The sequence below is a fragment of the Streptomyces wedmorensis genome (assembly GCF_000716445.1).
GTDB lineage: Bacteria > Actinomycetota > Actinomycetes > Streptomycetales > Streptomycetaceae > Streptomyces > Streptomyces wedmorensis.
The window spans coordinates 14,508-34,937 of sequence record NZ_JNWK01000009.1 but is presented as its reverse complement, the minus strand read 5'-3'; the positions used below and the strand labels follow the sequence as shown (position 1 = coordinate 34,937).

Sequence of the window (20,430 nt, the reverse complement as noted above, 5' to 3'; positions counted from 1 at the left end):
TCACCACACTCCAAGGGGGACGATGTCGGCGTAGACCAGCCGCCCCGGGCCCTCGACGGCGGATCCCGTCTCGTTCGTGGCGGGCGGATGCGTCTCGTACTCCTGGACGACAATGCGCTGGGGGCGGTCCCCGGTGGCGGGGAGGTCGAGGTCGCGGGCCTGACCGAGGGACCCGGTGGTCCGGAAGACGGTGCTCCAGCCCGCGCCGCCGCCGTCCGCGGCCGGGTCGGATCTGACCTGGAGTTCGGTACGGACGAGGTTCGGCCGGGGGCCGGCCGGGCCGAGGCCGTCGAGGAGCACGGTGGCCCGCCCCGTCGTCCGGGTGACGAGGAGGCGGCGGTGGGGCGGGAGCTGAACCGGCTCCGTCAGCACCGAGGGGGACAGGGTGGGCACGCCGTCGACGGTGTGGTCCTGGTAGCGGGCCAGGGCCAGTCGGACGAAGGGGAAGTAGGAGGCGGTGACGAGCGGGGACAGGTCGATGTCGGCGTACCAGCGGTCGGCCGCCTGGTCGAAGTGGACGGGGTACGCGATCACGTCGACGGCTCGTTCCAGTTCCGGCAGGTCCACCCGGTCGCCGCGCGGGGCGACGACGTCGCTCCGGCTGAGGACGGCGGGCGGGGCGCCGGTGGTCCAGATCGGGTCGCGGCCCGCCACGCTGACGTACCGCAGCACGTCGGCGGGGGCGGACGGGCTGGGCCAGGTGAGGACGGCAAGGCGTTCGTCGTCCCCGGAGACGTACCAGGGCCGTTCGAGCAGGACCCGAAGGCCGCCTCCGTACCTCCAGCGGGTGAGCGACTGCTGGCCGTCGTGCGAACGGGTCCAGCGGAACGTCGGCACGGTGTGGAGGACCTTGGGTGCGGGCGGTCGGGCGGAGCTCGGCACGTCGGTGACCTCCAGGACGCCCTCGCTCAGGCAGGCCTGGGGGTCGGCGGCGGTGGCGCGGGGGAAGCAGTCCTGGAAGCGGGAGACGGCGGTGGCGCGGTACGTGACGTGGCGGCGGCGGGTGTCGCCGAACTCCTGGCGGATCGTGGTGAACGCCTCGTGCTGCGGGGCGCGCTGGACGTCGTACGAGCCGAGGATGGCGGTCTGCCGGGGCTCGGCCGGCTTGTGCGGCGGGAGGTCCTCGTGGTCGGTCCACTCGGCGCGCAGGTCGAGGCGGCCGGTGCTGGCGATGTGGATGCGCAGATCGTCGGTGTTCAGGACGGCGCTGGTCTCTCCGGCGATCCGGCGGGCGGCGAGCAGGCCGGAGGGGACCGCCAGGGGGCGCTGCACGGCGTGGACGAGGGTGACGGTGCGCGGGGGCGTGACCAGGCGGTTGCTGCCCTCGGTGATGGGCTGGAACGCGGTGGGGTCCGTGGGGTCGATGCCCAGCCAGGTGACGATGCCGAACAGCTGGACGCTGCGGGTGCCGGGGCAGGAGGGGATGTCGAAGGTGACCTCTTCGGCGGGGCCGAGCGCGACGGTGAACGTGCGCTGGTCCGGGGAGCGGGTCAGGGTGCAGCCTCTGGGGCCGCCGACGAGGCGGAGCGAGATCGGCGCGTACGCCGGCCAGGTGCCCTGCCACAGGCCGGTCCTCTTGTCGCCCACGACCGTTCCGTACTTTCCGGATTCGGGGTCGAGGGGCCTGCGGCGCGGGCGCAGGGCGAGGTGGGTGGTGGCCGGGTCGGGCAGCCAGGGCAGGGAGACACCGGTCTCGGGGAGGAAGACGTACGGGGCGGGGACGGTCGAGCCGGTCTCCGTTCCCACGACGACCGCGCCGGCGATGTCGGAGAGGGACCGGTCGGCCCGTTTGGCTACTTCGAAGAACTCCTTCACCTTCGCGGTCGGTACGTCGGGGCCGAGGGCGGCGTCGAAGGTGCGCTCGTGCTGGAGGGCCAGTTCCAGGGAGCACGCGGGGGCGAGGAGGTGGCGGAGGTCGAAGGCACGGTGGCCGTGGGCCGCCGCGTAGGCCTCCACCGTCGTGTCGCGGTCGCTGCGGATGACCATCAGGTCCAGGGTCTCGCCGTCGGCCAGTTTGCGGGTGGGGACGAGTTCCGGGGGTGGGAGGGGCTCGAAGCGGTGGTGCCGGAAGACGTTCGTCCGTTCTTCTTCGGGCTCGGTCTCGTCGGGGCGCAGTCCGCCGCCGGCGAGGTCGGCGATCCGTACGCGGAGGCGGTAGTCGCGGCCGAACCGCAGGCGGGGCAGTGATCCCGGGTCGGTTTCGACGACCGCGTCGAAGGGCGGCGGGTCGACCGCCACCGGCATGTCGTCCCCCGTGTCGACGATCCGCTCGGGTCGCTCCACGACCGGGCTCCAGCCGTCGAAGCGCAGCACGATCTGGTGGAGGTACAGGTCGTCCTGCGCGCCGGCTCCGGTCGTCGCCGCCTCGGGGCGTACGAATCCCTCCTCGAGGAGGCCGGCGGGGCCGCTGCCGCCGGACGTCTCCTGGCCGATCGTCACGTCGCCGATCTTGTAGCGGACTCGCCTGCGGCAGAGGGGGAACCACTGTCTCCTCGCCACGTCGAAGACGTCCACCCGGTAGCCGCCGAGCAGCGAATCCGCCGTCACCGGCTGGGAGGTGAGGCCGTCGGCCGTGGCTCGCTGGGCGGCCCGCTGGAGCTGCCTGCGGTGCTCCTCCACGCGGTCCCGCTCGACGAGGGCGAAGCCCATCGACCGCAGGGCGGGCAGCGCGCCGACGTCGGCCCGGTCCCGCGAGGCCGTCCCGGCGCGGTCCGACTCGGCGACGCCGACCATGCGCAGGGCGGCGCCGTCGACGTCGAACGGCATCACCTCGTACCGTGCGCCCGCGTCCCCTGCGGGGGACGCCACGCCGGTTCCGGCCAGGGGCAGCATGCCGCGCTTGAGTTCGGTGGCCGCCGGTCCCGGCAGTGACGCGGTGACGAAGCGCTTCCCTTCCAGGAGGTAGGCGGTCTTCGGGGACAGGTCGTCCTGGGTGGCGTGGGACCAGCCTGGGGGCGCGGAGCCGTCGGGGTTCGGCCACTTCGGGACGACGCGCAGCTCCTTCGCTCCGCCGGCCGCCGTCAGCGGGGTGGGCTCCACGGCCAGGTCGACCAGCAGTCCGAGCGCGCGGAGGAGCAGCGGGTGGTCGGCGAGGCGGGAGACGGTCTCGTGGAACTCGTGCACGGGGACGGCGGCGGGCGTCGGCAGCGCCGTGAACGCGTCGGACTCGCGCCGGTAGAAGGCGTACGCCTGGGCGAGCGCCGACCGGGGTGCGGACGGGTTGCCGTCCGCCGCGCCGTCCGGAGGCGCGAGTCCCGCCTGCCACATCGCGCTCACCCGGCTCAGCGCCGCTCGCAGCCCGGGGTCGGTCTCGGGGTCCCCGCCGTCGTGGTCGAGGTGGACACGGGCCGTGGCCGTGTACGCCTCCCGGACCTCGGCGGCGGCCTCGGCGGCCGGGAACTCGCGGATGTCACGATCGCCGTAGGAGGTCGTCCGGTACGGGACCACCGGCGAGTCACCGGTGAACAGGGCCTTCCAGGCCGAGAGTTGGCCGGCGGTGGTGAAGCGGACCTCTTTCTGCTCGATGGTGAGGTGCGGGACCCGGTGGGCGGTGACGGGCTGTGTTCCCCGGAAGACGTCGAACCGGAGGGCGGCGAGCCGCTCGGGCCAGGTCTGCATGCCGAAGTCCGACAGCTTCCGGTCACCCGGGGGGCCGATCAGCCGGGGGGTGAGGAGGACGGACAGCAGGGCCATCGGGGTGGAGTGTCCCGGGACGAGGGCGACCCGTCCTGCCGGGATCGGGGTCCAGACGAACTGTCGCCGCAGGACGGAGGCCGACATGGGTCACTCCTTCGCGAAGGCCCGGCAGTACGTCTGCCACGGGAACGAGGAGCCGTCGGGGCCGAGCGCGGCCTCGACGGTCGAGGTCCGCAGCGCCGCGTCCTCGGAGGCCTGCCGTGCCGCAGCGGACGCCGTCAGGGCGTCCCGGGGACCGGCGGCGAGGCTGGGGCCCTTGAAGCTCTTGTGGCATTCGAGGGTGACGGACGTGGACCAGAAGGTGAGGTCGACGGTGATCACGAGCCGGGCGGAGCCGTGCAGCTCGTTGCGCTGGACGTCGTAGGTGAGGCTGAGCGTCAGCTCCACGGAGACCCGGATCAGGCCCAGGACGGAGACGCTGCCCCCGATCCGCAGGTAGCCCGTGATCTCGATCGTGCTGCCCGTCTTGACGAAGACGACACCGCCGAAGACGTGGACCTCGCCTGCCGCGACGCCGAAGTCCATGGCGACGCCGGCGCCGAACTCGATGCCGCCGACGAACCGCTGCAGTCCCCCGTCGGGTTCTCCGGCGCTCACTCCGAGCTCCAGATAGCCGCCGCCTCCGAAGCCGCTGACGGTGACGAGGAACGGCCGTTCCCGGGTGGCGAAGGCGAAGTCGATCTCGATGGGCCGCTGGGCGAGGGAGAGGGTGAGGCCGATGCGGATGGCCAGGTTCTGCACGGTGAAGACGCCCATGCCGAGGGTGGGAACGGCGATCGTGTACGTGGCCCGGATCTGGAGCGCGGAGGCCTCGACACGCGGCCCGCCGCGCCCCGCCTGCGGGATCTTCTCCGCCAGCGTCCTGACGAAGTTCAGCTTCCCGGCGAGCCGTGCGTCCGCGAGCTCGAAGGTGAGGGAGGGGTTCGCTCCGGAGTCGCCGGTGAAACGGACCTTCTTGAAGGTGAGGACGACGAGGGCGGAGGCTCGGGTCGGGATCTCCAGCGTGAAGTCCGTGACCTCGCCGGTCGTGCGCAGCTGGGGCCGGCCGGCGACGACCTGGGAGAGGACCTCGAGGAAGACCTGGGACGTGGGCGTCTTCGGGTGGAAGGGTTCCACCGCCGTCGTCAGCTTCTCGCTCCAGGTGAGCTTCGCGGACGGCGCGCCGACCGCGTCGGACCACGTGATCTGCGGCCGTGAGGTGATGACGGACACGATGCGGCGGAGCGAGATGACGCCGAAGAGTCTGGCGTCCTCGGCGAACATGTCCTGCGGCCTCGGCGGGAAGGGGCCTCCGGCGATCGGTCCGGCCAGCCGGGAGATCTCGGTGACGGCCATGTTCGGCGCGGCGACCATGCCCGTACGCGCCCCGGCCGCGGCGAAGTCGATGACCTTCGGCTCCAGGAGGGCGAGCAGGACCTCGGGCCGCTGGCCGCCCGTGGCCGTCAGGAACGCCTTGGAGAACTCGGCCGGCACCGTCGGCGACGATCCGGTCAGCTGGCGTACCGCCGGCAGCGCGACCTCCATGCGGGTGACGCGGGGGTGGAATCCGACGCCGTTCGCGGCGAGGGCGGCACCGGTGCCGCCGAAGGACATCGACCGTACTTCCTGGACCGCGCCTTCGAGCGGCTGGGTGGCGGTCTTCATGGCGAGCGCGATCCTGCGGCCGATCTCTCGCGTGGGGTGTCCCGTGGCACGCTGGACGCCCGAGCGCGGTCCGCGGGCGTACTCGGCGTCGTGAGAGGCGGCGTGGGAGGTGCCGACGGCCGCGTCGTCGACGAACAGCATCGGCAGCCGGAAGTCGACGACCTCCCGGTCCGCCCGCGCGCGAATGGTGAACTCGACTGCCGCTCCCGACTGCGTGGGCCAGAACGCCTTGCCGGGCAGCCACACCGCCGGGTCCAGGCCCGTCAGCTGCCGGGGCTCGACGGACACCTCCTGGAAGGGGAAGGCACGCTCGTACGCCCTGCCGGCGCCGTCGCCGATGCCGTAGTGGCGCGTCGGCTCGGTGACGATCAGCGTGCGTGTCGTGCGGAGCGCCGCCACGGCCGGAGTCTGTCGGTCGAACCGGCGCTCGGTGACCTCGACGAAGGCGGCCCGGTGTCCGAAGGGGAAGAGCGCGCCGCGGGTGAGGACGCGGACGTAGTGGTCGCGGCCCATCGCGGTCCGGTGGGTCCAGTCCAGGGTGGGCCACGAGGCGGAGGCGTCGAACCAGGCGCCGAACGCGCTGAGCATGAGCCGGTCGACCGTCACGGGCGGATCGGCGGACTGCGCCCCGAGGGCGGCGATCGTCGCCGTGTGGCGGCCGAGCGGGGTGGCGAGGGCCGATTCGTCCGGGAGTGCCTTGACGGGCCTCACCCGCAGCGCGTCGGCCCCGTCGGGGCGCGTGATGCGGCTGTGCCACAGTTCGGTGATGCCGTCGTGGCCGACGGCGGGCTGGGTGTGATGCGTGCAGTGGGCGCCGGTGGGCAGCTGCACGAGCAGGCGCCAGGGCAGTTCGAGGCGGGCGTCTTCCGCCCCCGTGGTCCCGGGCGTCGCGACCAGGGGCAGTCTGCCCATGGCGGTCAGTACGCCGTCGACCGTGAGCGGCACGGCCTCCCGGCCGATGGCGAAGGCCAGCCGTGAGGGTCCCGCGATCCGCGCCTGGCTGGTCGTGCCCGTCTGGGAGACGGTCTCGGCGATGTGCTGCGACGGGAACTCGACGACGAGTCGGGCGTCGGGCTGGGCGGCGAGGACTTCCACCACCCCGTCGGCGCGGACCCGTTCGCGCAGTCCGCTGCCGCGGACGGTCAGCGCGACGAGGTCTTCGGGACGCAGCGCCTGGTAGGCCCGCACGTCGGCCCAGATGTCGATGAGCCGCCAGTCGGACCACGTGCGGTCGAGCTGCCGGTGCATCAGGGCCGTACCGGCCCAGACGGCGAACACGTGGGTGGGACCGGCCTCGTCGTGGACGGCGGCGAGGTGGGGGGCGCTCCCGTCGTCGGAGGTGAGGTCGCCTCCGAGGTCCTCCCATGGGGTGCTCTCCGTCCACATGCGGTGCCACAGTCTGCGACCGGCGACGGCGAAGAGGTCACGTTCCGTCGCGGCGAAGCCGGTGGGCCGGGGGTCGGCGTCGGAACGCCGACCCTCGGAGACTCGTCTGCGGAGCAGCGCCGACTGCTCGTCCGTCAGCGGCGGGGCGGTCGCCGGAGGCCGCCCCGCGAGCGGGTCGGGGGACGTCCACGGGGTCCAGCCGTGGCCGGCCACGTCGCCGAGGACATCGTCGACGACGTCACCGGCTCCGCCGCCCGCCTCGGCACCGGCGGTGTTTCCGGCCTCGGCGTCGGCCTCTTCACGGAGTGTGTCGACGGTCCCGTCACGGGCCGCCGCGAAGAGCCTGTGCTTCGCCCCCCGGCCGCCGCCCAGGGCGAGGAGCTCGATCCGGCCGGGGCCGGAACGCAACGCGGCCAGCCAGCCGGCGCGCTCCGGCGCTCCGGGCGACGGCCACGGCCGGCCGAGCGAGTGCCACGCACTCCACTGTCCTCGGACCGCGTCGTGGGACTCCGTGCGCGTCCTGTGCCATACGCAGCCGTCGCCGTCGCCCACGAACAGGTCGAGACGGCCGGGTGCGACCGAACAGGCAGTGAGCGCGGTCACCGTGGAGGCGATCATGAGGCGTCACCTCGTACGCCGGTCAGAGCGTCTGGTAGGAGGGCGCCTCGGACCCCTGTGCCGTCTGGATCGGGGTACCGGAGGTGAGGGTCGGGCCGGACGGGCTGTCGGCCATGCGGCTCGCGAAGTACTCCACGCGGTTGATGTAGTAGTCCCACGGGAAGTACGGTCCCGGGTCGGTGTGACTGTTGCCGGGCACGTTGTAGTGACCGCCGAAGCCCGTGAACCAGTCGCGCTCGTTCGGGGCGAGCGGCACCTCGATCGGGATGCCGTACAGGACGCACATGTACGCCGAGAGCTCCGCCGAGGAGTCCATCATCTCCTCGGTCCAGTCGGCGGGGTAGGTGGCCCCCGTGTACCCGAACTCGTGCTCGATGCCGAAGTAGCGGGTGTTGCCTCCCTTGCAGTGCCAGGCCGTGTACCGCCCGTCCCTGGGTCCGTTGGTGTCGGGGTCGGGCAGCGGGACCATCTGGACGCGCCGGCCGTCCCTGGCGACGATGAAGTGCGCCGAGACCTTGGACGCGGGGTTCTGGAAGTGGCCGATGGCTCCCTCGTACCTGCCCTGGGTGTAGTGGACGACGATGCCCTGCGGGACCAGCGGGCCATACGCGTCACGGTTCGGACTGTTCTTGTAGGGAACCGCGAGGCTCCGCAGGTTTCCCAGGTTCTGGTGCGAAGCCAGACCCGACTGCTCGGTCACCTCGCCGTTCGTCTGCACGGCGTACGACGACACCTCGCCGCACTTCGGGCAGGCGAACTGCATGTTCTTGATCGTCATGTCGCTCTCCGGAGACTGGTCCGGCTCAGAGGGATGCCCTGCACACAAAGGAGGGCAAAGATCGTTGATGAGACAACTTCTCAGTTGTTTCGGACGATTCCGTTCCGCATGGGGCTGCCTCCTTCCATACTCTTACGCCTTCCGCAACCGCTCAACCGGGACGCTCGCCCGGCAACTCGCCGTAGCAGAAGACACTCAGAGTCAACGTACGGCCCTGAGGCATACGGAGTGTGACGAACCGCCGGTCTTCTTCCGGACGCACGAGCACCCGTCCGTCCCGACAACCGCCGCCTGCACCACCGGGCCGCCGCGCTGCCGCCTGGGTTCAGGAACGGCGTTCGGGCAAAGGCGAATTCGGCTTCCGAAGCCGACGCCCAACAGATTGCGCCATTCCCGCCACACCATTCACATGCGACGCACCGACCCCGTCGGGATTCCTGTTACATCGTCACGGACCGCCCACCGTGTGGTGATAAGTCACTCCGTATGCCTTCTCAGCGACGTCGCGGCCCGCTTACGATTGCCCTGCGTGCCGGACGACTGGCGGTGTGGTGTGGGGTGTTGCCGTCCGGTCGCCGGTCTCGCCCTTTGTCATCGGATCCGTGACTCATGGAATTGGGTGACCCATGCCCCCTCGGCTTGTCGGCCATCAAGGCTCCCTGACGGGAAAGCAGTTCCCCATCGGAAGCACACCGGTCACCTTGGGCCGCAATGGCGAAAACAGCATAGTCATAGTCGGCGAGAACGTATCGCGATTTCACGCCGAAGTACGTCGTGAAGGCCATGGATTCGTGCTGTACGACAGCGGCAGCAGCAATGGAACGCACGTCAACGGGACGCGCGTGACCTCGCACGAACTGCAGCCCGGAGACCTCATCGCGATAGGAACCGAGACCTTCCGCTTCGAAGCGGCCGACGCGATGGAGACCATCCTCGACCTCTCCGTGCTGCGCCCGCTCGGCCCCTCCTCGCAGGCGGCACTGGCGGCGGGGCCGGTACTGAACGTCACCGTCTCCGGCGGTGGTCCCGTCGGCCTGAGCTTCGCCCTGCTCCTGGAACACCTCATGGGGCACCGCGTCGCCATCACCGTGTACGACGGCCGCTGGACCCAGGACGGTCCGAAGGTCGTCTGGAAGAGCGAGAGCCAGGGCAACGTCCGCCGGCAGCAGGTCGTCACGGTGCAGAGCCGCCAGTATCTGAACCTCCCCGAAGAAGTGCAGCAACGGCTGTTCCGCGGCGACGCGTACTCCGAGATGTGGCCGGTCGGCCCCGACTCGATCCGCGGCCGCAGCCCGAGGAACCTCCGGATCGCCTACATCGAGGACACGCTTCTCGACCTGGCCAACGAGAAGCCGGACCGCATTCGGCTGGTCCCCGAGACGTTCGACCCGGCCGAGCACCAGAAGTCCGGGACCAAGGATCACGTACTCGCCATTTGCGAGGGCGGCCGGTCCCGAACGCGGGAGCACTTCGCCGACAAGTTCGGCAACGCCGACAAGTCCATCTACTCGCTGCACGGTCAGCACGTTCAGGACGTCGTCCTGGGCCTGCGCGTCACATCGACTCTGACGGACCCCATGACGGTCCTGCTGACGGTGGCCCAGAACCGCTTTCTCCTCAACGCCCTGCGCGGCGAGGGATTCCTGAACATGCGGCTCACCGACGAAGAGGCCGCGGAAGTCGTCGGAATCGATCCGGTCCGGCACGTATTCGAGGAGTGCATCGCCTCACGCCCGTGCGTCATGGGACGCGATGACCACGGCGACTTCCACTGCTCGACGCACAGCACGCTCTTCCTGCCCGCCATGGTCAAGGGTTCGGCCCTGTGGAAGCGGGTCCTGGAGGGGCTGACACTGTTCGGCGTCGCCGAACAGAACCTGCGGGCCGTCACCGCCTTCCGGCTCGACATGGTGCAGCGGCCCAGGTTCACCACCCGTCTGCACTCGGCCACGTCGACCTCCCCCGGGACGTACGGATTCCTCCTCGGCGACGCCGCCAACGCGATCCACTTCTGGCCGGGCCGCGGGCTCAACAGCGGCCTGGGCTCCGCCGTATCGCTCGCCCGGACCCTCAACGGAGCCTGGACCGGCAGGCCGTTCCGCGACGCCGACTTCGCACGCCACGAAGCGGCCATGTCCATGCTCCAGTACCGGCACAAGAGCCGCGCCTGGAACACGATGATCACCACCGACGAGAACGGCGTCAGCCGCCCGATCAAGGAGAAGATCGCCCAGAGCATCGAGGAGTCCGAAGGGAAGGACCTCGACAGGAACGCGGACATCGACGCCCTCATGGAACGACTGCGATCGATCCGCGACCGGCTGACCTCACGCCTCCCCGGCATGCCCGACGACTCGACGCTCCGGAACCACCTGGACTCCCTCGACTCCTCCACCCTGCGCACCCTGTGGGAGAGCGGAGCGTGGGACACCCTGACCGTCGGCGGCGAGGAGGTGGACATCGACATCTTCTACCAACAGGACCCATCCCCCACAGCGACGAAGACCCCGGCGACCTCCTGACCACGGTCGTGCCGATGGAGAACGGATTGCGGAGGCTGTCGCCCCGCAGGAGACTGAAGGTGCACCCCGGCTCCTGCAGGACTCGGTTCGATTCCCATCGACGCCGAAGGAGTCCGCCATGGGACAGCACACCACCGCGTCGAGACCCACCGTCGCCGGCGTGCCCACCACGAAACCCGGTCAGAAGCAGGACGGCTTCGAGTACGTTCAGAAGTTCCTGGAAGAGCTGGGGTACCTTCCCGCTCACTCCTACGAAGCCGGGCGCCTCGACGGCATCACCTCACTGGCCCTGACCTGGTTCCAGGAGCACAGCGCGCTCACGCCGACGGGTTCGTTCGACGAACGGACGCGCGAGGTCATGCTGAAGTCCCGCTGCGGGTTCATGGGTGACCCGGTCTTCCGCGCGATCGGAGAGCCCATCCTCCACAGCGTCAACGGGCCCATGTGCGCCTGGGACAAGAACCACTTCACCTACGCGTTCGGCGCGGGGACCGTGCAGATACCCGGTGACGACGAGTTCACCGCCGTGCGGACCGCGTTCGCCACGTGGCAGGCACTCCTCCCCATCACCTTCACCGAGGTGTCCTCTGGGGCGAACCCCGACTTCATGGTCAGTTGGGTTCCGGCGAACGACCCCGACTACCCCCTCCTGGTAGGCCCACGCCACGCACATTCCTTCCCGCCGCCGGGGTGCGGGACGCCCGATATGCCCAAGCCGCTCCACTTCGACAAGGACGAGCACAAGTGGCACATCGGGGCCAAGCCCGACTGCTTCGACGTGGAGAGCGTCGCCCTCCACGAGATCGGCCATCTCATCGGCATGCGGCACGCGGCCGGAGTCGGCATGCAGCATGACGTCATGTGGGCGTTCTTCGAACCCAACACCCTGAGGCGGGTGCCGACGGAGAGCGACAAGAGGCGCGCGCGCAGCCTCTACTGGCAGCAGCTCGACGGCAACCCGGCCACCGCCCAGCTCGCCGCGTCGGGCAACCGGCTCTACCAGCGCCACAGCACGGGCGCGATCTTCGAGTACACCGGAACGCCCATGATCGGCTGGGTGGCACTCGACCTGAACCCCACGACGACACAGATCGTCGCCGACGGAGGCGAGCTGTACCAGCTGCGTCACACCAGCGGCGCGATCCTCCGGTACACCGGCACCCCGCTGGCGGGCTGGCAGCAACTGGACGCCAACACCGCCACCGCGCAGCTCACCGCGTCCGGAGGGAACCTCTACCAGCGTCACAACTCCGGCGCGATCTTCCGGTACACCGGCACGCCCATGACCGGGTGGCAGCTCCTGGACAACAACCCGTTCACGGCTCAGATCGTCGCCGACGGCAACCAGCTGTACCAGCGGCACACCACGGGTGCGATCTTCCGGTACACCGGTACGCCCCTGACCGGCTGGGAGCTCCTCGCCTTCGCCGGCAGCGGCGCCACCCGGATCGAGGCCGGCGGCGGAGTCATGTACCAGTTCAGGCTGGCCAGCGGTCAGATCCTGCGGCACCTGGGAGGAACGTCCTGGGACACGGTCGACACCGACCTGCGGACCTTGGAGATCAGCGCCTCCGCCGGGGACGTGTACCAGCTCCTCGACAATGGAGAGATCTTCCGGCACACGCCGAGCGGCGAGGTGGGGCAGGTGAGCCACCTCCGACTGTCGGGCCGCCCCATCCCGGTCATGATCGCGAGTTCGAGCACCCAGCTGTACCACCTGCGGGCCAACGGAGAGCTGATGCGGTACTACAAGTAGCCGGCGCGACGGAGCCGGCGATGGACTCGCCGTCGCCGTCCCGGCGGGGCCGGGGTCGGGGCCGGGGTCGGGTCGCGGCCCGTCCCCGGCCCCGGTGTACGCGTCAGGCCGAGGTCGCCAGGGACGCGGGGTGGACGGAGTGGGCGAACGGTCTGCCGGAGGAGTAGCGCTCGATCTCGTCGAGGGCGGTGGTGGTGATGCGGCGGAGTTCGCCGCCGAGCGAGCCGGCGATGTGGGGGGTGAGGAGGACGTTGGGCAGGGAGTAGAGGGGTGAGGCGGCGGGGAGCACTTCCGGTTCGGTGACGTCGATGACCGCGTGGATCCGCCCGGTCACCGCTTCGGCCGTGAGGGCGTCGGTGTCGACGAGGGAGCCGCGGGCCGTGTTGACGAGTGTGGCGCCGTCACGCATCAGTCCCAGCCTGCGGGCGTCCAGCAGGTGCCGGGTCTCGGGCAGTTCCGGCGCGTGCAGCGACACGACGTCCGATCCGCTCACCAGCTCGTCGAGGTCCACCAGGCGGGCGCCGAGCGCGGCGGCCCGCGCGGTGTCGACATGGGGGTCGGCCAGCAGCAGTTCGAGGTCGTAGGGGCGCAGTAGTTCGAGCACCTTGCGGCCGACGAGCGAGGCGCCCAGCACGCCGACGGTCCGGCGGTAGTTGCCGAATCCGGGGAACAGGCGGGACCAGTCGAGCGGCGCGCGGTGGTCACGGTAGAGCCCTGCGATGTCCAGGACGCGTTTGTTGGCGAAGAGGATCGCGGCGACCGTGTACTCGGCCACGGGCACGGCGTTGGCCGCGGGAGCGGAGGACACGGCGAGGCCGCGGTCCCAGCACGCCTGGGTGACGTGGTGCTTGACGCTGCCCGCGGCGTGGACGACCGCCTTGAGGTCGGGGGCGCGCGCCAGCACGTCCGCGTCGAGGGCCGGGCATCCCCAGGAGGTGATCAGGAGTTCCACTCCTTCCAGGTCGGGCTCGTCGGCGAAGTCCTCCACGACGTGGTCGGGGTCGATGTCGACGTGGGCCTCGAGGCGTCGGATCACGTCCGGCGGGAAGAGCTGCTCGCGGTGGTGCCGGGCCATGGCGAACAGGGCGCGCGGGCGGGTGGTCGTGGACGGGGCCATGCGGGGGATCCTCACGGTGTCGGCCTGTCTGACGGCTACTTGACGGCGCCGGCGGTCATGCCGGACTTCCAGAACCGCTGGAGCATCAGGAACACGGCTATGAGCGGGGCGACGGAGACGAGCGAGCCGACGACGGCCAGCAGGTAGTCCTCCGGACGCCCCTGCGAGAGGGCGGACGAGTACCACACGTACAGGCCGAGGTTGACCGGGTACAGGTCCTGGTCGGAGAGCATCACCAGGGGCAGGAAGAAGCTGTTCCAGATCTGCGTGAACTGGAAGAGGAAGATGGTGACGAAGCCGGGCGCGATCATCGGGAAGGCGATGCGGCGGAAGGTCCGGAACTCGCCGGCGCCGTCCATCCGCGCCGCTTCCAGCACCTCGTCCGGCACGTAGGCCGCGCTGAAGACCCGCGCCAGGTAGACCCCGAACGGAAAGACCAGTCCGGGCAGGAACACGCCCCAGAACGTGTTCACCAGGCCGACCTTGGCGGCGAGCAGGTACAGCGGGATGGCGAGCGCCGTGGCCGGCACCATCACCCCGAGCAGGACGAGGGAGAACAGCCGCTCCTTGCCGGGGAACGCGAGCTTGTCGAAGGCGTAGCCGGCCGCGACGCTGAACACCGCCGCGAGGAGGGCGCCGACACCCGCGTACAGCACGGTGTTGAGCACCCAGCGCAGATAGACGCCGTCCTGGGCGCTGAACAGGTACTGGAGGTTCTGCGTCAGGTGGATCTCGTCGCCCAGCGCGAAGCCGTTCGTGCCGAACAGGTCCTGGCGGCTCTTGGTGGAGGACAGCAGCAGCCAGGTCAGTGGGAGAAGGGTGTAGAAGGTGGCGAGGGCGAGGAGCGCGGTGACGCCCGTCTTGGAGAGCAGGGCCGACGGCCGTCTCGCGGCGCGCCGCCGGCCGCGGGGCGGCGGGACGGGGCCGGGGGCGGGCACACGTGCGGGGGCGGGGGGTCGGACGGAAGTGGTCACGGCTTGCTCCCGCGGCGTGAGATACGGGTGACGGCGAAGGAGAGGACGGCGGCGAAGAGCGCGATCAGCAGGGACGCGGCGGCGGCGAGGCCGAAGTCGTTGTCCTGGAAGGCCGCGGTCTGGACGTACATGTTCGGCGTCCAGCTGCTGCCGATCGCGGTGGAGGCGCTGTAGATGACCTTGGGCTCGGTGAACAGCTGGATGGATCCGATGACGGTGAACAGGACGGCGAGCGCCACTGCCGGACGGATCATCGGCAGCTTGACGGACAGGGCGGTGCGCAGCGCGCCTGCCCCGTCGACCTTCGCGGCGTCGAGCGTCTCGCGGGGCACGGCCTGCAGCGCGGCGTAGAAGATGACCATGTTGTAGCCGGTCCACTCCCACACGGCGATGTTGGCCGTGGAGAAGACGGCGTTGTCGGCCGACAGGAAGCTGACGGCGAGGCCTCCGGACTCGAGGAGGTCGATCACCGGGCTGAGGCCGGGCGTGTAGAGGTACACCCAGATCAGCGCGGCGATCAGCCCCGGCACGGCGTGGGGCAGGAACAGCGCCAGCTGGAAGAAGGACCGGGCCTTGGCCAGTCCCGAATCGAGCAGCAGGGCGAGGGCGAGCGCTCCGCCGATCATCAGGGGGATGTAGATCGCGCAGTACGCGGCGACGACGAGGAACCCGTCGCGGAACGCCGGGTCGGCCAGCGCGCGCACGTAGTTGTCCCACCCCGCGAAGGCGTTCTCGGCGCCGCCGAACCCGAGGCCCGAGGTGCGGGTGGTGAACAGGCTGAGCCAGGCGGCGTAGAGGAGTGGAACGAGGGTGACGGCCGTGAAGAGGCCGAAGAACGGTGAGAGGAGCAGCGCGGCGGCGCGGCGCTGTCCGCGTGTGGAGGTGCTTGCCATGACGGCCTTCCGGGATGGGGCGGGGCCGGGTCCGGTGGCCTGTGCGGGCGGGCCACCGGGCCGGGCGGGGGCTGTCAGGGAGCGGAGACCTTCATGCCGCGCCGCTCCATCTGCTCGACGGTGGTCCGCTCCGCCTGTGTGAGGACCGCCGGCAGGGCGGCCGTGCCGTCGGCGACCTTGGGCAGCTCGTCCGCGATGGCCGCGTTGGTCGTGCCCGTGACCGGACCCCACGTCCAGCCGCTCCGGATCGCCTTGTACGACTCCGCGCCGACCGCGTAGACGTCCTGGCCGCCGTAGTAGTCCGTCTTGAACGCCGCCCTGGCGACCGGTACGAGCGCCGGATCGGCGGGGAGCATGCTGCTGGTTCCCGAGGCCACCCACGCCTTCATGCCTTCGGGGTCGGTGGTGATCCACTTGATGAACTCGGCGGCGGCACCGCTGTTGCGCGCCCCCTTCGGGACCACGAAGGAGGAACCGCCGAACATGGCCGAGGCGGGCTTGCCGTCCCAGGTGGGCGCGGGCGCCACGGCCCACTTGCCCTTCTGGTCGGGGACGGTGGCCTGCTGCGCTCCCGCGCACCAGCTGGCGCAGACGTAGGCGACCGTCTGGGACTTCTGCACGCTCGTCCAGAACGGGTCGGCGTCGGTCAGCGAGCGGACGAGGTCCTTGCGGGCGAGGTCGCCCCAGAAGGAGGCGACCTTGTTCGAGGGCGCGTCGTCGAGCGTGACCTTCCAGGAGTCGTCGGCGGCGGTGAACCACTGTCCGCCGGACTGCCAGGCGAGGGCGGTCAACTGTCCGGGGTTGTTGGTGTACAGGACCCCGCCGCGGGCGTTCGCGTCGGCCTTCTTCACCTGCTCGGTCATGGTCCGGTACGCGTCCCAGGTGGTCGGCACGTCGATCTCGTGCCGGGTGAAGAAGTCCTTGCGGTACATCAGCGTCAAGGGTGCCGCGTCACGCGGAACGCCCCAGGTCCTGCCGCCGAGTTCGACCAGCTGCCGTACCGCTTCGGGGAAGCCGTCCTTCACCGCCGGGCCGAGCGTGCCGGTCAGGTCCTCGACCTTGCCCTGCGCCGCGAACTCCGGGAGGTGCGGATACTCGACGACCGCGACGTCCGGCGCGGTGCCGGCCTTCACGGCGTTGGTGAGCTTGGAGTAGTACTCCTGGCCCGACGGCACCGTCTCGAAGGTCACCTTGATGTCCGGGTGGCTTCGGTTGAAGGCCGCGGCCACTGCCTCGGACCCCTTCAGGAAGGACCAGAAGGTGACCTCGCCGGTCTTCTCGGTGCCGGCGGACGTGTCCTGTCCGCCACCGCCGCAGCCGGTGACGAGCAGGGCGAGCGCCGTGACCGAGCCGGCCAGGGTGGTGACCGCGGTTCTACGCAGCATGGGTTTCACCGATCGTTCGATGTGATGTCGAATGAAATCATTCGACAAGGCGAACGCCGCGTCAATACTTCCCGCCCCAATTCGATATCAAGTGAAGGCACGAGGCGGTCCTCCAGGTAGACGGGACGTGCCGACGGCCGTCGAGGTCGACGGGATCGCGACAAGGAGCATCGCGGGCGACCGGCCCGCGACACCGAAAGTGATATCGTTTGACGGTGACGAGTGGAGGGGAGCACGGGATGCTTGCGGAAGACCGGCAGCGCGCGATCGTCGCTGCGGTGCGGGAGCGGGGATCGGTCAGGATCGGCACGCTCGCCGAGGAGCTGAACGTCGCCGCCGTCACCGTGCGGAGCGACGTACGCGAGCTGGCAAGGCGCGGCGAGGTCGTCCGCGTCCACGGCGGAGTCGCCCGGCCCGCCGAGCGCGGGGAGAACGGACCGTCCACGCCGACGACCGGCGCCGGACAGGCGCCCGCCGAGGACGTGGCGGCGGGGCGGACACCCAGGACGTACAGCCTGGGCATGGTGGTCCCCCACTCGTCGTACTACTACCCGGAGGTCGTCGGCGGCGCGACGGCGGCCGCGGAGTCGTTCGGCGCGACGCTGACCGTGGAGGTGTCACAGAACTCCTTCACGGAGAAGGCCCTGGTGGCCAAGATGCTGCAGACGGGCGTCGACGGACTGCTGGTGACGACGGCCGAAGACCCTCGCACCTCACCCGACACAGAGGCCTGGCTGAGGGAACTCCCGGTCCCCGTCGTCCTCGCCGAGCGCCGGACCGGACTCGACACGGGAACGGTCGAACACGTCGCCACCAGCCACGAGTACGGCGCCCACCTCGCCCTGCGCCATCTGGTCGCGAGGGGCCGCAGCCGCATCGCGCTCCTCCAGTTCGCCACCATGACCGCCCCCATGCTGCAGGCCGGCTACGACCAGGCCCTGACCGCGCTGAACCTGGAACCCTGCTCCCCCGACGTTCCGAGCACCCTCCTGGAGAACGACCTCACCGACCTCGACGACAAGTGCGCGCAGCTGGTGCGCTGCGTGAAGAGCGGCCAGGTCGACGCGATCCTGGTCCACAACGACTCGATCGCCCTCCCCCTGGTCAGCCGACTCCAGGAATCCGGCATTCGTGTCCCCGACGACCTGGCCGTCGTCACCTACGACGACGAGCTGGCCACCCTCGCCGATCCCCCGCTCACCGCCGTCGCCCCACCCCGGCGCGCAGTCGGCGCCGAGGCCGTCGAGCTGCTCGTCAGGCGACTGGAGGACCCCACCCGGCCGACCCACCACCTCATGCTGAACCCCGTCCTCAACGTGCGGAGCTGACGGGACGACGTCCGGAGCCGGCTCGACCCGGACGGAACGGTGTCGCGGCCCGGTCCCCCTCCTCCCCCATGGGGGCCCGGGCGGGTACGACGATGCCGACCTCGTCCGGTCCGGTTCTGACCGGTCCGGTGGCCGCCTGGCACGATGGCGCCATGGTCATCGGCACGTCCCCCTCGCTTCCCGGTCCCGCAGGTGCTGCCGCCCGCGCTCGCGACCTGCACGACCGCCCCGACGCACACCTGGGCGCGCCTGCCGTGCTCGTCGCCCCGTACCCGCCCGGGTCCGGGCGGGCGGCCCGGCGGGAGGCGCTTCGGCCGGTGTACGAAGCGGTGGCGGCCGAACTGGGCGAGCCCACCCTGTACGGCGGTTCGGCCGTCGGCCCCAGCGTGCGGTGGCACACAGGGCCGCACGTGGTGCTGTTGGCGGGCGGCCCACAGGGGGCCACGCTCTCGGTGCACACGGCGTCGGACCTGCACGGACGCGAGTACACCGCGGTGGAGTCGGGTTCGGTCGGCTGGCGGCCGGAGGACCCGCACGGCTTCGACGCGCTGCCCTATCTCTGGCTGCTGCACCGGGGGCCGGGGCACGACTGGCCGGCCTTCCGCTGGGACGGTCACCACACGGCCGCGTCCTGGGAGCACCTGGAGTCCTCGCTCGAACTGCTCCTGGAATCGTGGATGGAGCAGTTGCCGGTGCAGGTGCCGGGTGACTGGGCGTCCTTCGTCGTGGGGTGCGCGCGGGACTGGCCGCGGCACCTGCGGGTGGGGTACAGCCAGGGCCGCGGGCAGCTGTCGCTGATGGTGGACCACCGGACCACGGCCGACGTGCCGGGTCTGGAGGAGACCATGCGGGAGCGGGGCTGGCAGGTACGCGACGGCGGTTGGTGGCGCGCGGTGTTCCCGGACGACGACCCCGCGGCGGCACGGTCGGCAGCCCGACTTCTGGTCGCCGACGTCCGCGGCCGTGGTTCGGTCCGCCCGGACGAGCTGGTCGCCTGGGAGCTGACGGTCAACGACCACGGCCGGCTGTGGCTGCCGGGCATCGGCATGCCGGTGAACTGAACCCGCCTGGGGCCCGGGCGGGCGCTCCGCCCAGCCCACGATCCCCCCGCCATCGTCGTCACCCCGCCCTGCGCCGCCGCCGGACGCCGAGCTCGGGCATGCCTCTCCGGCCAGGAGCATCCCGGAGGCATGAGCACCGTCCCGATGGTCGTGCACGCCCCCTCGGCGACCGGGGGCCGACGGGTCACCGTGGTGACCTACCCGGACGGCACCGACACCGACACCCTCGCCGCCCGCATCATCGACACCCTGCTCCACGGCGCCGGCCCACGCCCCTGAGCATCCGGCCGAGCCATCGCAGCGCGGACGCCATGGGCTCCCGGGCGCCGTCGACGGCTCCCGCATACGGGCATCGGAGGGGGATCAGGACGGGACGACGCCCGGTCCACCGGGGCGGGACGGGCAGCAGGCATCACACTGACGGCCCGGTGTCCGGCGCTCAGATCGGCTTGCGCCACACGGAGATGTGCTTCGTGGAGTCCTGGACGAACGGTGCCCCGTCCCAGTCGGCGACGCGACGTTCCAACTCGAGCCCGGCGATCCGTGCCATCAGGTCGAGCTCTGCCGGCCAGGCGTAGCGGTGCCGGGAGTTCTCGCGGCGGTAGTGGCCGTCGTCGCCGTCACGGGTGAAGTGGTGCGAGACGAGAACCTGCTCGACGAGGTCGAAGGTGTCGAAGCCGACATGCTGATCGGAGACGTCGAACGGCACCGCGACCTGGCCGGGCGGCAGGAACCGCAGCGGCGGCACGCCCAGCTCGATGACGAATCGACCGCCGGGCTCCAGGTGACGTGCGGCGTTGCGGAAGCACTCGACCTGCTCGTCCTGCGTGAGCAGGTTCGTGATGGTGTTGTAGACGAGATAGACCAGGGTGAACCCGCCGGGAACGACGGTGGTGGCCATGTCCCCGATGGCCACCGGAAGCGTGTCCTCGTCGATCTTGCGCCGCAGCACCGCGGCCATGTGCTCGGACAGTTCGATGCCCACTACCGGCACGCCGCGCTCCCGGAGCGGGACACCCACTCGTCCGGTCCCGATGGCGAACTCCAGTGCCCGCCCGTCTCCGGCGAGCTCGGCGAGAAAGGCGAGGGTCGGTCCGAGAACGGCGGCCGAGGACAACTCGGCCTCCTCGGCGTCGTAGCGGTCGGCGGTCGCACGGGTCCACAGTTCACTGCTCGTCACGGGCGGCCACTCTGCCGGGTGCGTACGGGCGCTGTCGACGCATTTACCGTCCACCGCCCGTACGGCAGAACCGCGTTGCCCGGCTTTCGAGC

13 protein-coding genes are annotated in these 20,430 nt (G+C 70.8%); 5 read left to right on the top strand and 8 right to left on the bottom strand.

All coding sequences use genetic code 11. The features are described 5' to 3' along the window. Genes OO54_RS09710 through OO54_RS09700 form a run of 3 tightly spaced genes read right to left on the bottom strand, consistent with a single transcriptional unit; the run spans nt 1 to nt 8,122 of the window. Nucleotides 1-3,780 (bottom strand): hypothetical protein, encoded by a 3,780-nt coding sequence (locus tag OO54_RS09710; RefSeq protein WP_033202446.1) that lies wholly within the window; start codon nt 3,778-3,780, stop codon nt 1-3. Nucleotides 3,781-3,783: 3 nt separating this feature from the next. Then, a complete protein-coding gene (locus OO54_RS09705; RefSeq protein ID WP_033202445.1) occupies nt 3,784-7,344 on the bottom strand; it encodes a PLL family lectin in 3,561 nt (1,186 codons plus the stop codon). Nucleotides 7,345-7,366: 22 nt separating this feature from the next. Further along, nucleotides 7,367-8,122 (bottom strand): N-acetylmuramoyl-L-alanine amidase, encoded by a 756-nt coding sequence (locus tag OO54_RS09700; RefSeq protein WP_033202444.1) that lies wholly within the window; start codon nt 8,120-8,122, stop codon nt 7,367-7,369. Nucleotides 8,123-8,748: 626 nt separating this feature from the next. On the opposite strand from OO54_RS09700, the gene OO54_RS09695 reads away from it, so the two are divergent. Both OO54_RS09695 and OO54_RS42315 read left to right on the top strand, forming a co-directional pair. Then, nucleotides 8,749-10,644: an FHA domain-containing protein gene (locus OO54_RS09695; RefSeq protein WP_033202443.1), complete on the top strand. Its 1,896-nt coding sequence runs from the start codon at nt 8,749-8,751 to the stop codon at nt 10,642-10,644. A gap of 118 nt (nt 10,645-10,762) precedes the next feature. Next, on the top strand, nt 10,763-12,400 hold the full coding sequence (locus OO54_RS42315; protein WP_051786814.1) for a matrixin family metalloprotease: 1,638 nt from the start codon (nt 10,763-10,765) through the stop codon (nt 12,398-12,400). Between the two features lie 103 nt (nt 12,401-12,503). Here OO54_RS42315 and OO54_RS09685 read toward each other — a convergent pair whose 3' ends face one another. The 4 genes from OO54_RS09685 to OO54_RS09670 form a co-directional block, all read right to left on the bottom strand. Continuing rightward, a complete protein-coding gene (locus tag OO54_RS09685; RefSeq protein WP_078905120.1) occupies nt 12,504-13,517 on the bottom strand; it encodes a hydroxyacid dehydrogenase in 1,014 nt (337 codons plus the stop codon). A 35-nt stretch (nt 13,518-13,552) separates the two neighbouring features. Continuing rightward, nucleotides 13,553-14,491, bottom strand: a complete 939-nt coding sequence (locus OO54_RS09680; protein WP_033202442.1) for a carbohydrate ABC transporter permease — start codon at nt 14,489-14,491, stop codon at nt 13,553-13,555. Continuing rightward, entirely contained in the window at nt 14,488-15,384 is an 897-nt protein-coding gene (locus OO54_RS09675) for a carbohydrate ABC transporter permease (RefSeq protein ID WP_033202441.1), read from the bottom strand. The genes OO54_RS09680 and OO54_RS09675 overlap by 4 nt, the downstream gene beginning before the upstream one ends. A 74-nt stretch (nt 15,385-15,458) precedes the next feature. Continuing rightward, the gene (locus OO54_RS09670) at nt 15,459-16,769 is read right to left on the bottom strand and encodes an ABC transporter substrate-binding protein (RefSeq protein WP_033202440.1); all 1,311 of its coding nucleotides are present in this window, start codon (nt 16,767-16,769) and stop codon (nt 15,459-15,461) included. A gap of 239 nt (nt 16,770-17,008) precedes the next feature. Here OO54_RS09670 and OO54_RS09665 point away from each other — a divergent pair, with 239 nt between their 5' ends. The 3 genes from OO54_RS09665 to OO54_RS46755 all read left to right on the top strand — a co-directional run bounded on the left by OO54_RS09665 (nt 17,009) and on the right by OO54_RS46755 (nt 19,437). After that, a complete protein-coding gene (locus tag OO54_RS09665; RefSeq protein ID WP_033202439.1) occupies nt 17,009-18,097 on the top strand; it encodes a substrate-binding domain-containing protein in 1,089 nt (362 codons plus the stop codon). Between the two features lie 152 nt (nt 18,098-18,249). Then, nucleotides 18,250-19,158, top strand: coding sequence for a hypothetical protein (locus tag OO54_RS09660; protein WP_033202575.1), 909 nt, complete (start codon nt 18,250-18,252; stop codon nt 19,156-19,158). Between the two features lie 129 nt (nt 19,159-19,287). Beyond that, complete coding sequence (locus OO54_RS46755) at nt 19,288-19,437, top strand: hypothetical protein (RefSeq protein WP_200146592.1); 150 nt, start codon at nt 19,288-19,290, stop codon at nt 19,435-19,437. Between the two features lie 160 nt (nt 19,438-19,597). Here OO54_RS46755 and OO54_RS09655 read toward each other — a convergent pair whose 3' ends face one another. After that, complete coding sequence (locus tag OO54_RS09655; protein WP_033202438.1) at nt 19,598-20,338, bottom strand: class I SAM-dependent DNA methyltransferase; 741 nt, start codon at nt 20,336-20,338, stop codon at nt 19,598-19,600. Nucleotides 20,339-20,430 lie beyond the last annotated feature (92 nt).